This window comes from Blastopirellula sp. J2-11, from assembly GCF_024584705.1.
In the GTDB taxonomy this organism is placed as follows: domain Bacteria; phylum Planctomycetota; class Planctomycetia; order Pirellulales; family Pirellulaceae; genus Blastopirellula.
Genome location: NZ_CP097384.1, coordinates 452079 through 464637, shown reverse-complemented (window position 1 = coordinate 464637; position 12559 = coordinate 452079). Strand labels below are relative to the sequence as shown.

The 12559-nt window shown below is 56.5% G+C and carries 10 protein-coding genes; 2 read left to right on the top strand and 8 right to left on the bottom strand.

Annotation, left to right across the window (positions count from 1 at the left end):
- Positions 1 to 52: 52 nt before the first annotated feature.
- The 3 genes from M4951_RS01935 to M4951_RS01925 all read right to left on the bottom strand — a co-directional run bounded on the left by M4951_RS01935 (position 53) and on the right by M4951_RS01925 (position 4148).
- Positions 53 to 1399 (bottom strand): right-handed parallel beta-helix repeat-containing protein, encoded by a 1347-nt coding sequence (locus M4951_RS01935; protein WP_262024800.1) that lies wholly within the window; start codon positions 1397 to 1399, stop codon positions 53 to 55.
- Between the two features lie 309 nt (positions 1400 to 1708).
- Positions 1709 to 2578: a ThuA domain-containing protein gene (locus M4951_RS01930; protein ID WP_262024799.1), complete on the bottom strand. Its 870-nt coding sequence runs from the start codon at positions 2576 to 2578 to the stop codon at positions 1709 to 1711.
- 52 nt (positions 2579 to 2630) lie between these two features.
- Positions 2631 to 4148 carry a family 16 glycoside hydrolase gene (locus M4951_RS01925; protein ID WP_262024798.1) on the bottom strand — a complete coding sequence of 506 codons (1518 nt, stop codon included), beginning with the start codon at positions 4146 to 4148 and terminating at the stop codon, positions 2631 to 2633.
- 203 nt (positions 4149 to 4351) lie between these two features.
- On the opposite strand from M4951_RS01925, the gene M4951_RS01920 reads away from it, so the two are divergent.
- Complete coding sequence (locus M4951_RS01920) at positions 4352 to 4879, top strand: dual specificity protein phosphatase family protein (protein ID WP_262024797.1); 528 nt, start codon at positions 4352 to 4354, stop codon at positions 4877 to 4879.
- A gap of 112 nt (positions 4880 to 4991) precedes the next feature.
- Positions 4992 to 5981 (top strand): ABC transporter substrate-binding protein, encoded by a 990-nt coding sequence (locus M4951_RS01915; protein WP_262024796.1) that lies wholly within the window; start codon positions 4992 to 4994, stop codon positions 5979 to 5981.
- 5 nt (positions 5982 to 5986) lie between these two features.
- On the opposite strand, the gene M4951_RS01910 is transcribed toward M4951_RS01915, so the two are convergent.
- The 5 genes from M4951_RS01910 to M4951_RS01890 form a co-directional block, all read right to left on the bottom strand.
- Positions 5987 to 7927 carry a thioredoxin domain-containing protein gene (locus M4951_RS01910; protein WP_262024795.1) on the bottom strand — a complete coding sequence of 647 codons (1941 nt, stop codon included), beginning with the start codon at positions 7925 to 7927 and terminating at the stop codon, positions 5987 to 5989.
- Between the two features lie 163 nt (positions 7928 to 8090).
- Complete coding sequence (locus M4951_RS01905) at positions 8091 to 8465, bottom strand: FHA domain-containing protein (RefSeq protein ID WP_262024794.1); 375 nt, start codon at positions 8463 to 8465, stop codon at positions 8091 to 8093.
- Between the two features lie 293 nt (positions 8466 to 8758).
- Positions 8759 to 10528 (bottom strand): hypothetical protein, encoded by a 1770-nt coding sequence (locus M4951_RS01900; RefSeq protein ID WP_262024793.1) that lies wholly within the window; start codon positions 10526 to 10528, stop codon positions 8759 to 8761.
- A gap of 196 nt (positions 10529 to 10724) precedes the next feature.
- On the bottom strand, positions 10725 to 10946 hold the full coding sequence (gene infA / locus M4951_RS01895) for a translation initiation factor IF-1 (protein WP_262024792.1): 222 nt from the start codon (positions 10944 to 10946) through the stop codon (positions 10725 to 10727).
- A gap of 388 nt (positions 10947 to 11334) precedes the next feature.
- The gene (locus M4951_RS01890) at positions 11335 to 12552 is read right to left on the bottom strand and encodes a glutamate-cysteine ligase family protein (RefSeq protein ID WP_262024791.1); all 1218 of its coding nucleotides are present in this window, start codon (positions 12550 to 12552) and stop codon (positions 11335 to 11337) included.
- Positions 12553 to 12559 lie beyond the last annotated feature (7 nt).

The following is a 12559-nucleotide window of genomic DNA, read 5'->3' as shown; positions in this document are numbered from 1 at the left end:
ATGTGGGCCTTCGATGATACGCGCTTTCGCTGCCGCGCAAAGACCGGGCTCATTACTTCTCGACCGAAATACTGGCCACGTCGTCCAATTGGATGCTCTCCGTTTCGCCTGTTTTATGGATAGCCTTGCTGGCGCCTTGTCCGTCGAACAAGCAGCCGCTGAGCCTGATTTTTTCGCCGCCATCGATCCACAACGCATAGTTTTTGCCGTCTAGGATCGTGCAGCCTTGCACGTTGATGCGGGAGCAATTCGTCAATTTCAGCGCCGCCTCGGGGTCAGCGTCGCCGTTGATGTGCAGACCTTGGATGGTGCTGTCACGGCAATCGATCAGACGAACCGAATTGTTGGTGTTGGCCGGTCCATAGTCGAGAATCCGGTCCAGCACGTTGGCGCCGATCACCAGGTTCGAACAGTTCTCGGCCTGGATGCTCGCCTCTTTGGCGCGAAACAGCGCGTTGCCGACGATCGTCACGCTACGAGCATGTTTCAGATCAATGTTGTAGGCCACATCGCACATGACGTTGTCGGCGATCGTGACATGGCCCACTTTGTACGGCATCTCGGGTTGCCCCAGCAGACGAACATTGGCGCACTCAGGAACCGACGAATGTTGAATCGTGCAGCCAACGATCGCGGCTTCGCGCATCGATCCGGCGGTGACGTCAAACAGCACGTTCGCAGCTTCGGGGTGTTCGACCGACATATTCGCTTCGATGTCGCATGTGCCGATATGCAAATTGCGGATCTCGCTATTTCGCACCACGACGCCGCCTGCGTCGTTGTAGCTGATGTGGCTGTTGGCGATGTTGATCTGATGCAAATTGAGATCGATTAAATAGAGTCCAACGCCGCTGTTCTCGTACAGATGACACTCGCCGACCAGTACGTTTCGATTGCGGCCGGTTAAGACGACGCCGTGCAGGCATTTGCGAACCGAGAGTCGCGTCAACGTCGGCTGCATCGCGCCGTTGATTTCAATACCGACCGCTTCAGAATGAGCGCCGACGATCTCGAGTCCGTCAATCAGCGGAGTTCGCTGTTTCTCCCAAACGTTCGGCTTGACCGTCTGCGGAGCAGCGGTGCCGGCGTGCGTGCCGATCAGTTGCAGAGCCGGGCCAGCCGCTTCCATCTTGAGGGTCGCCGTCCCGTCGCCGCTGATCGCGACCGGACCAACCTCGTTGAGTTGAATGGAGATCGTCTTGGTGAGTCGATAAACGCCAGCGGGAAAGTGAATCGACTGCACGCCGGAGTCAACCATCTTTTGAATCGCGGCCGTGTCATCGGCGACGCCGTCCCCTTTGGCTCCAAAGTCGCGCACGGTGGATTGGGCGACAGCGGAAGTCGCGAGACAAAACAACAGAGTTGCCGAAAGCAACGGCAGGCGGATACGGTGCGACATGCGACAAGGTCCAGGCAGGGAATGGTGAACGTTCTTCAACACCCATTCTTCGTAGCCCGAAGCGCAAGCGAGGGAAATGCGATCGGATAAAATGACGAATTTCTAAATCCTAATGTCTAATCAATGACGTAAACCCGAATAACGAAATCAGATCGAAATTCCGACTCTGTGATTCATTAGACACTCGTGCTTCGACATTTGCTTGCCATCGCATTTCCCTCGCTTGCGCTTCGGGCTACGAAGAGGGGAGCTCTAGCGCAGTAAAAAAGCCGCGGTCGGGTGACGGCGGCTTTCTTGGTGGTTTGACGACTACTTCTTACTAGCCGGTTTCGGCGATTTGCCGGCGTCTGGATTCGGCTTCGAGAGGTCGATCGCGGCGACTCCGGTTCCGGCGAAGCCTTCTTTCGGCGTACCGTCTTCGTTGAGCGCGTCAAGCGTCCAGAGCATGCCGCGCGAGACGACTCCTAGCCACTCGTCGGTGTTCATCGTTTCGTTGTGATGACCGAGCGTCGTGCCAAAGACTTTCGCTTTGCCGTACTGGTTGGTCCAGATGACAGTGTGATCTTTCTTGGTGTCTTTGCCGTAGGCTTGGGCGAGCGGCTTCATCTTGGGCCATTGCTTTTCGATCTTGTAAAGCTCGGCGACCGGTCGCTTCCAGACCTTGGGGAAGCCGGTCATGATCGGATCATCAGAGGCCAGCGTGACCACGTCGATCGGGTGATGGCTCTCATGGCTGCGCGAGGTGACGCCCAGCAGCTTGCGCCACTCGTCGGTATCGGCATTGCGATAGCTGTGCATCGAGCAGTGAACGACGATCGCCGGTACGCCGGTTTCGGTGTGAGCTTTGACGATTCCCTCGACGAAATCAACATCGGTTACGTCGCCGTAGCATTCGTTATGCACGACCACGTCATACGGCTTGATCCAATCATGATTTTCGTAGACCGGCACTTTAATATCTTTGCCGCTGCCGGTCAGCGCAACGTCCCATTCGATATTGACTCGTTGGCTGAGACCTTCGGTGATGATCTTCACCTGGTTCGGATAGTCGTGACAACAGCCGCCGGTAATCAGCAGGCCTTTCAGCTTTTTCGGCGCGTCTTCAGCGCTGACTGACGTGCAAATCGCCAAGACGGCGAGCAATGCCCAAACGGGCGAGTAGGTGCGAAAGCGAGACATGATCGCGTCTCCTTGGGGGCAATGATGGTTGAGTGTCGATTACGGAGCAAGGCTATTGAACGCTGGGAGTCGTTTCGGCGTCGAGATCACCCAGGGCGAACTGAATGCCGTCGAGGTAGAACATCAGCATTTGCGGGTTCCAATAAATTTCTTCCCGATGTCCCAGCGAGCTGTAGAAGACGCGGCCTGCTCCCCAATTGCGAACCCAAGAGACAGCGAAATCGCCATCGTCGCGACGAATGTTCTTTTTGTCCATGTTGGTCTTCTCGACGTCGAGCGAGAGCAACACGTGAACCGCTTTGCGTGAGTAGGGATCACGGAATTGATAGATCTCGTCAACGATCGAAAAATCTTTGCCACCAAAAGCGGCCATCAGCGGATGGCTGGGGCTATCGACTTTGACGCCCACTTTTTCGTGCCAGGGGTGCGCGTTGAAATAACCGCCGACCATCTGGCCGAATTCAGGCCATTTGTAGTTCGCGTCGCTGGCGGCATGAAAGCCGACCAGCCCTTTCCCGCTCGACACGAAGTCGAGCAAGCTTTTCTTCAGTTTCGCTTCCGCTTCTGCGGCGGAGAGCTTTTCGCCATACTTGGCGGCGATTTGCTCAAGGTCTTCGGCGCGGGGTTGGATCCATTCACCGGTCGTGTTGACCATCACGACGCCGTCGTACTGGTCAATGTTGCCCGGCCACAGTTCGGTCAGATCGTCGCTGATCTTCGACGTGAAAGCGCCGCTCTTGTCGCCCAACAATTGCACCGCTCGAGCCCCTACGGGGATCGAGCTATGGCGGAAACCGGCGTGACGCATGAAGACCAGCACGTTGCGGTCTTTCTGGGGAACTGCGGTCGCTTTGGCAGGCGCCGCTTCTTCAATCTTTTCTAGTTGGTCAGGCTTGGCCAATTCGCGAATGAAGATGTTGCGGAACCAAAGCGTATTGCCGTGGTGCTGCAGTTCGATCTGGCCGGTCGGATAGATCGGCTTGTCCCGTTCCCAATAGTTTTCTAGCACGACATTATCCGTCACCAGCTTGCCGTTCAGCTTAACGGTAACGCGATCGCCGATCATGCGGACGTACATCGTGTTCCACTCGCCGATCGGGTTGTCAGCGATGATCGTCGGCGCGGAAGGATTCTTCTTGTTGTTGTAGAGACCGCCGGAGCCGACCTTCCAGTGGTTCGGATCCCAGATTTGAATCTGGGGGCTGCCGCGAACATAAATGCCGCTGTCGCCATCTTCTTTGATCTTCCAGTCTACGTACATCTCGAAGTCGGCGTAGTCTTTGTCGGTGCAGAGGCTTTGTCCTTTGCCGTCGTAGACCAACACGCCATCTTCAATCGTCCAATGCTCGCGCATCGAAGCGTCCGCTTTTTCTTGCTCGGCGGCCAGAACCTCAGCGCTCATCTCGGCCCGCTTCGGCGGACTAGCGACCAGACCTTTCCAGCCGGAGAGATCTTTTCCATTGAACAGTTTGTGAAAGCCATCGGGCGGCTTGACATCAGCGCCGGCGTCGGCGGCCCAAGCGGCCGGTGCGGCGAGCAGCAGTGTGAACAGAGCAACGAAGCGTTTCATGCGAGATTTACCTCATCGATAGGTGGGAAACAGAAAGGAGGGGCAGAGGACGGGTTGCGACATAGCAGCCCAAACTATGATAATCGAACTTCATGACCGGAGAAACTAAGCCAGATCCGCCCCCGTCTTCCCGAATGCGTCGACCTCTCAGTCGTTCGTTCGCCGCGGTTGCTTTCTACCCATCCTTGCTCTTTAATTGGTCAATGATTCGCCTTTTTCGCCGCTGGCGATGGTGGGATCGCATTGATGAGCACGTAATAATCGGCGCACTCCCGTCCGAAAAAATCGCCACGGAGATCATCGCGGCCGGCGTAACCGCCGTAGTGAACACTTGCCAGGAGTATGCCGGCCCCCTTGCGACGTACGCCAAATCAGGCGTCGAACAGCTCCATTTGCCGACGATCGACTTCGTTCCCCCTTCGCTGGAAGATGTGAAACGAGGGGTCGAGTTCATCGATCAGCAGATCACCGCCGGCAAGCAGGTTTACATCCATTGCAAAGCGGGCCGAGCTCGCAGCGCTACGATTGTCATCTGCTGGCTGATCAAAGCGAAAGAGATGACCCCCACCGAGGCGCAGCTCTTTTTGATCAGCAAACGCCCGCAAACGCTGCGCAGCGTCCATCGTCGCCCGGTGGTGGAGCAGTTTTATCAGTGGTGGCTGAAAGAAAAGTCGCAGCGCGCGGCGCCAGTAGATGGGGCATCGCCAGATCAGGCGAACCCGTCGGAGTAATCCGTAACGGCGATACCGACAAAATCGGGCGATTCGGCTCCCCAATTCGGCCAGAGAAGCTACGATATCGAAACGATTGGTCCGTCCGCTATTCGACGTTGGAGGAGTCGCTATGCCGCGCTTCATCGCATTTCTGTTGCTGCTGACGCTCCTCGGATGTGGAACCCAAGAAAATGGGGACTCGCAATCCGACAGTGATGGCCCGACGCTGCGCAAAGTGCGATTGGCGCTCAATTGGTTCCCCGAAGCGGAGCATGGTGGATTTTACGCCGCCCAGCAGGAAGGTTATTTTGCGGAAGAAGGCCTGGATGTCGAGATCATCCCCGGCGGTCCTGGGGTTCCGGTCATTCAGCAAGTGGCGCAAGGGAACGTAGAATTCGCGGTCGCAAACGCTGACCAGGTGATTCTTGGCCGCGAACAAATGGCGAACGTGGTGGCGCTGATGTCGCCGCTGGAAAAGAGCCCCCGTTGCATCTTGCTGCACGCTGATTCTCCGATCAAAACCTGGGACGAGCTTTCGAACTGCACGTTAGCGATGAACTCTGGTCGTACGTTCGCGGCTTATTTGCAAAAGAAACTGCCGCTGAAAGATGTGCGGATCGTTCCCTATAACGGCAATTTGGCCCAATTTTTTAGTGATCCAAATTTCACGCAGCAAGCGTACGTCTTCAGTGAGCCGTACATAGCGCAGGAAAAGGGAGTCAAAACCCGGTCGTTGATGGTGCACGAGCTAGGGTTCAATCCTTACACCAGTATTATGATCACCAGCGACGATCTACTGCAGGCCGAAAAAGAGCTCACGATCAAGATGACCCGAGCCTGTTTGCGCGGCTGGAAGCACTACCTTGATTCGCCCAAATCAACGAATGAGCAGATCTCTTCGCTCAATCCCGAACTGGATGTCGCCGCACTAGAATTTGGCGCCAAAGAGATTCGCCAGCTGGCGCTCTCCACCAAAGACGATCAGTACGGGCGAATGACGCTCGCTCGGTGGACCGAACTGCTCGATCAAATGGTCGAGGTCGGCGCGGTCAAGCAAGGTCAGGTCCAACCCGACGCTTGCTTCGCCGTCGACATCTTCGCGTTGGCGACGCAGCAATAACGCGACTATTTTTCCGCTTTCTCACCGGTGTTGACGATTTGCTCGACGGCGACCATCAGGCGCGGAGCGGCGGCCGGCGCCAATTCCAGCAACGACTGACCGCTGCGCACGGTAGCGATCGCTTGCTCACGCAACGCGGCGTCGTTCCGCTGTTCGGCCAGGTAGAGCAGATTGCCGGCCGAAACCGAATTGCCAGCCGGGATCGCGTTGTCGGTCGGGATCTTTCCCCGCACGATGACTTCCTCGGCGTCCGCCGCGGTAAAGTAAAAACCGCCCAGGCGCTGATCGCCAAACAGTTCGATCTGCTGTTGCGTAAGTCGCCCCGCGGCGTCGAGCCACTTTTGCTCGCCGGTCGCTTCATGCAGCGCGATCAAGCCGTCAACCAACATCGCATAGTCGTCGACGTAGGCGGTGATTTTCGCTTGCCCATCTTTGAAACTCCGTAGCAAACGACCATCGGGCGCGGTGACGTTGGCCAGTAAAAAGTTGGCGCTGCGTGCGGCGGCGTCGAGATAATCTTGTCGCTGGAGAATGCGACCGGCATCGGCCAAGCCGGCGATCATCAGCCCATTCCACGCGGTCAGCGCTTTGGTGTCGATCGCCGGGGGAACCCGTTTGGCGCGGGCGGCCAACAACGTTTCACGCAGCGTTTGCAATTGCGTTTGCAGCTGGGCTTCATCTAGTTTGAGGTTCTGCGGGAGATCGGCGATCGGAGCCTGCAGCTCTGGCACAAAGTAGACTTCCTCAAAGTTGGGAGAGCCGCTGAGACCATAGACCGACTTGGCCAACTTCAATTGAGCCGGAGACAAGAGCGCGGTTAGCTCCGCCTGCGACCAGCGATAGTACTTTCCTTCTTCTCCTTCACTGTCAGCGTCGATAGCGGAATAGAACTGGCCGTCGGGGCCGGTCATTTCTCGCAACACAAAGTCGCACGTCTCTTCGGCGACGCGGCGATACTGCGGATTGCCGGTCAACTGGTGCGCCTCGGCGTAGAGCGACGCTAACTGGGCGTTGTCGTACAGCATCTTTTCAAAGTGAGGAATTCGCCAAAAGCGATCGACGCTATAGCGATGCAGACCGCCGCCGATGTGATCGCGAATGCCGCCGGCGGCGATGCCATCCAGCGTGATCGTGAGCATCTTTTGCGCTTCGGCAGAGCCCGCTTGCGCGCGGGCCAGCAGGTATTGCAGCGTCGCCGGCTCTGGGAATTTTGGTTGATTGGGATCGTCAGCCGAGAAATTGAAGCCCCCATGTTCGGCGTCGAAGGTCTCGGCGATCGCGGCGTCGGTTGTCGCCAGCAGTTTTTCGTCTAGCGTCAACGGTTGCAGCGTCACACGAGGCCGCAGCGCCTCTTTGACCAGGTTGCTCAAGCCGTCGCCGCTCTTGCGCAGGTCCGCTTCTTTCTCTTCCCAAAATTGGGCGATGCGACCGATGACGGTCAGAAAGCCGACCTGCACGTTGCGATCGCCATCTCGAGCCGGCCAATAAGTGCCGCCGTAAAAAGGTTTGCCTTCGGGGGTCAAAAAGACCGACAACGGCCAGCCGCCGCCGCGCGTCATGATCTGCACCGCCGTCATATAAACGTGGTCGATATCTGGGCGTTCTTCCCGATCGACCTTGATGCAGATGAAGTGCTCGTTCAAATACTTGGCGATCTCATCATCAGTAAAACTTTCGTGCTCCATCACATGGCACCAGTGACAGCTCGAATAGCCGATCGATAAAAAGATCGGCTTGTTCTCTTGCTTGGCCAGGGCCAACGCCTCTTCCCCCCACGGACGCCAATCGACTGGGTTATGTGCATGCGCAAGCAAGTAGGGGCTCGTCTCGTCGGCCAAGTGATTGGCCGGATGCTGCTTGTCGGCGTCGGGTTCTTCCGCCGATGACTGACAAGCGACCAGGGTCAGCAACAACAGCAGCAACGCAGCGCGAAGTGAAACAGGCATAGAGCGTCTCGGCGAGAGGACGAAGGGGGGACGTTGATCGTACCACAGCCTCTGCAGCGAAGCGAACTTCGGCGATCAAACCACGGCGCATAAAAAACACGCGGCCCGCAGCGAGCCACGTGTTGGGATTGGTCGTGTTTGGATTGGTATAGCGGAAACGCCGTTATTCGACGACCGCCCGGAAGGTGACGTCGCCGATCGTCAGCAATTGACCCGGCGCAAGTTGGGCGAGATCGATCCGATCGCGATTGACGAAGGTGCCGTTCTCCGAGCCCAGATCGCGGACCAAGATCTCTTCGCCGCGAACCAAAATTTCGCAATGCTCTTCAGCGACTAGGGGATGGCTGAGCTGCAAGTTGGCGCCGGCGCCGCGGCCGATCCGAACCGGCAGTTGCAGTAACATCTCTTGAGCATCCATCGCGCCGCCGATTACTTCCAGCCGAAGGACACGGACCTTCGGTTCGGATGCCGGAGACGGAGCGAATTGTTTATGGGTCGCGATCATTACTTTTGGGTTCCACACGAAAATCGAAGACATCCTGTCTCCTCATTCTTTCAGACGCAGCCCGAGCTCTTTTTGTTCGCTGGGCCGCTAGAAGTAAAGTCTGCCCTACAGGAGGGAGAATTTGAGGAGGAGAGGATAAATATTAGAAGCAAAATCGGGGCCAGAAGTTACGCGAACCCGCACAAATTGCAAGAAACGATTTGTCGGCTGCCGTGAGCCACTCGGCCGAGGGGGGCGGGATGTGGCGATGGTAACAAAAAAAGGGGAAGCGAAGTTTGCTTCGCTTCCCCTAGAGATTGGCTGAATCTTAAAATTCAGGCGATGCTTTAGAAGTCGTCAGCCGCTTCTTCGGCTTCTTCCGCCGCTTCTTTTTCGGCCTGTTGCACTGCGACTGCAGCGGCGACCGCTTTGATGACGCCAACATCCAGGCTGACTCGGCTCTTCGTGCCGGTTTTGGTGACCGATCCATTGATCGTCAGTTGAGCATCCTTCCCGCCGAGCGCTTCCAAAGCTGCTTCGATCGGCGCGTTGTCATCGATGCTCTTGATGAACTCCAAAATTGGCTTCGAGGAAACCACGATGGTCGCTGGACTATCTATTGGTTGGCCAGCGCTGGCGAGCGAATCGTCGATCGCCTTCTTCAGCTTGGCGATCGCATCTGTGCCGATCGACAGGTAGGCCGACTTCTCGCCGATACCCAAGACGATCGTCAGCGTCTCTCCAAACAGCTTGCGAGTTTCTTCTTCGGTTGCGGGGACCGGACCTTCCACCACATGAAAATTGACCCCTTGGTGAGAATCGGCGTTCCATTTGACGCCGGGGAAGTCGGGCTGGTCTTCGACCATCTTCATCATTTCTTTGAAGCCGTCTTCGACTCGCTTGCCATCCGAGACGAACGCGCCAAACAGGAACGTCATCTTGTTCGGCGCCAGGTCGACGGTCATTCCCATATCGATCTTGCCCGCTTTGACCGTTTCGATCAACGCGTCAAACGAGAGGTCGATCAAGCGATTGGCCGCTTCCCGCGATTTTTCGTCCAGGTCGTTGTTGTTCTCGATTTCGGTGAACGCCTTTTGACGACCAGCGTTCAACTGCTTCACCGAGTTTTCGATTTCTTCGGGAGCAATTTTGCTGGCGATATGCAGCGTGCCGGCGGCTTGGTCGTTAAAAAATCCGGTGAAGTCGCTAGTAACGCCGATGTTCATCGCCAACTGCTCGGCGAGCTTCGATCCCGGCAGAACGTTGTAGCTGAGGTCGATGTAGGTCTTTTCGGCCGCTTTGTCGACGTTCCAGCCAATCGTCAGGTCGGTGATTTCGGTGAACAAACGCTCCAGCTGAGCCACTTGCAGCTCGACCATCTTTTGGCGTTCGGCGAACGTTTCGTCGGTCTCGCCGGGCTCTTGCTCCAACGAAAGTTCGATCCCGCTACGGATCTGCGCGAGGATCATTTCGTGGTAGAGCTGCGGAACGTTGTTCAAATTTAGCTTGACCGCAATGTCATAGTCGGTCGCCAAGGTCGCCAGCAGATCAGCAGGCTTGGCCGGCGTATTGGCCAGCGATTCTTTGTCTTGAGCGACAAAGGCCCAGCCTTCCACTTCTTTGTAATAGATCGGCAGCGGGGCTTCGAGCAGGAAGACGCCGTCTTCCATGTCTTGCGGTTCGCCCACTTGATCCTGCAAAATTAACAGCAGCGATTTCAGGTCGGAAACCGGCAGGAAGCCGATATAGCTGAACTGCTGGCCATCCGTACGAACGACCACGCCGATTGGGCGCGTCTTATCAATCCCTTGTGTGAAGGGGGCCGACATCATCGCGGCCATCCGGCCGAAATTCGCTTGATCGGCCAGTTCTGATAGATACTGGAAATCGCCCAGCACTTTTTGGAATGGGGCGATCGAGACGACCGCCACCGTTTTCAGTTCGGCAGCTTCGTCCTGCGCTTTTACCAGCGTCGGGGCGGTCGCCAGCGCCAAAGCAGCGAGCCAAATCCACGTCGATTTCAGTAGCAGCTTCACTTTCGTCTCCTTCAGGTGTTTTTTCGGCGGCGTGATCGCCGCCGTCGCTTGCCGGTTGGGGGGCTTTGCGCCAGATGCCAACAATTTAACCGTTGCTGGAACAATACGAAAGCCGCATGCGCGTGGGTCGTTGCGCACCGCGACCTGTGATGCAAGCCGTGCATAGAGAAACTACCTGCGAAAGAGAACGCAGGTTTTCGATTTCGCCGGAAAAGTCAACTTCGTAGGAAGCGGAACCCCAGAAGTGCGGCTTCGCACGAAAGAACCGGCGAGAACTTTACCGTTCGCGGAAAACGATGCGACCCTTGGTCAAATCGTAGGGGGAGAGCTCCACGCGAACGCGATCTCCCGGCACAATACGAATAAAGTGCTTACGCATCTTGCCGGCCACATGAGCCATAATCGTCGGGCCGTCGTCAAGCTGCACGCGAAAACGGGTATTCGCCAGGGCTTGCGTTACGGTGCCGTCGACTTCGAGGGCTTCTTCTTTCTTAGCCATAAACTCTTTGCTTCGGTTTTCCTCTAGGACCTCAATAGAAGGGTGAAGAAACACCCATCCCACCATAATATACCGGTCAAACCTGCCGAAGCCAAGGGAATAGAGTTTTTGCCCCCTTTGCCCCAGCAAATCACCACCCATGCGGAGAGCAACGAACGCCCATTTCAAATTGCCAAAGAAAAGCCAGTCATTTCATCCACTTTCGACCATGCGTTAATCTGCGCATTTTAGGCGCCCTTGTGCCAGACAGCGCCGGGTGGCGCTCCAGCCCAGGACTGGTGGACGCTGAAGTTCGACGAAAAAACGAAGCGGTCCGATCCAACCATTCAGCACCGACGTCCAACGCATTCCCCTTGGCTTGCGTTTCGCGCCTACAAAGATTGGAGTCCTACATGCGGAACATGAATCCTTGCGATAGGCATTCGGCCAATTCGCCGTAGACCATTTTTAACTGAGAGAGGTTGTGACCCGCTTTCTGGAGGATGCGGCGAGCCAGCGGACCATCGGTCAAAATGACGTCGAGCGGGCTTTCCTCCGTCGGATTTTGCCCCAATTCCAACAGGATATGCCGCCACAATTCGGCGACGGTGGGACGATGTCGATCGTACCAGCCGAACTGACGCAGCAGTTCGCCGTCGGTAATGGGAGTCACATCGGCGGTGCGGATCGTTTCCAAAAAGAGTTGCGACAGCGGCATGGTTGCGACCAACTGTTGTTCGGTAAACGAAGTCCACTTTTCGCTGACCAACGCTTTTAACGTAGCGACGATCGCCTGCAAGATCGCCAGGTCGGCCGCGGGGCATTCCTGAATATCGAGGACGCGAATTTCGATCGCGCCGCGATCAAACCTGGCGATAGCGCCGCGGGCGTTCAAAAATGGATACCGCAACATTCCTTCGGGATCGTGCGGCTGGATATCAGCGTACATCTTCTCGAAGATTTCGCGCTGATAATCCCCTTCAGTATAGATCGGTTCTGGCACGATCGCCGCGGTTAGCGACGGAATCCGCTGCGAGTTGGTCCGGTAAACTTCCATCCGCGTATCGAGGAAGCCGCTTGGCTTGCCGTCGCAAATCGGCGAACTCGCCGCGAGCGCCGGCAGCAGCGGCATGATTAAGCGAATCGCCGCATGAAGTCGTCCAAATTCGTCATCGCCGCAAAACGGCAGGTTCAAATGAACGCTCTGCAGGTTCGCCCAACCATGACCACGACAATCAAAAATGCGATTGTAGGCCTGATAGATCGGGTTGTAGTCGTGCGGCCACAGTTGCACCGTGTGCGGATCCATCCAGGGATGCATCGCCGTCGGCAACAGTCGTGCGCCCAGCGACGAGAGATACTCGTTTGCCTGCGTGACATGCCGTTGAAAGTAATCGGTCAGCGGGTCGAGCGACGCGGCGGGCCCGTTCGTCTTCAACTCGATGACATGCAGCGCCAGTTCGTTCGACCAGGCGAGCTCTCCCAGTTCGACTTCCGAGATGATCTCGCCAGCCGCTTTTTCAAGCAGCAAGTCTGCGATCGGGCGAACGTCGAACGATTGAGCGTCGACGATCATGTACTCAAGCTCTACGCCGTAAGCGTCAAACAGATGAAGCGGATCGCTCATGGTAAAA

Bases quoted from the DNA above. Each gene is read 5' to 3' on its own strand.
- M4951_RS01905 (WP_262024794.1), bottom strand. From the start codon at position 8,465: ATGTCTTCGATTTTCGTGTGGAACCCAAAAGTAATGATCGCGACCCAT.
- M4951_RS01910 (WP_262024795.1), bottom strand. From the start codon at position 7,927: ATGCCTGTTTCACTTCGCGCTGCGTTGCTGCTGTTGTTGCTGACCCTG.
- M4951_RS01925 (WP_262024798.1), bottom strand. From the start codon at position 4,148: ATGAAACGCTTCGTTGCTCTGTTCACACTGCTGCTCGCCGCACCGGCC.
- M4951_RS01930 (WP_262024799.1), bottom strand. From the start codon at position 2,578: ATGTCTCGCTTTCGCACCTACTCGCCCGTTTGGGCATTGCTCGCCGTC.
- M4951_RS01890 (WP_262024791.1), bottom strand. From the start codon at position 12,552: ATGAGCGATCCGCTTCATCTGTTTGACGCTTACGGCGTAGAGCTTGAG.
- M4951_RS01935 (WP_262024800.1), bottom strand. From the start codon at position 1,399: ATGTCGCACCGTATCCGCCTGCCGTTGCTTTCGGCAACTCTGTTGTTT.
- infA (WP_262024792.1), bottom strand. From the start codon at position 10,946: ATGGCTAAGAAAGAAGAAGCCCTCGAAGTCGACGGCACCGTAACGCAA.
- M4951_RS01915 (WP_262024796.1), top strand. From the start codon at position 4,992: ATGCCGCGCTTCATCGCATTTCTGTTGCTGCTGACGCTCCTCGGATGT.
- M4951_RS01920 (WP_262024797.1), top strand. From the start codon at position 4,352: ATGATTCGCCTTTTTCGCCGCTGGCGATGGTGGGATCGCATTGATGAG.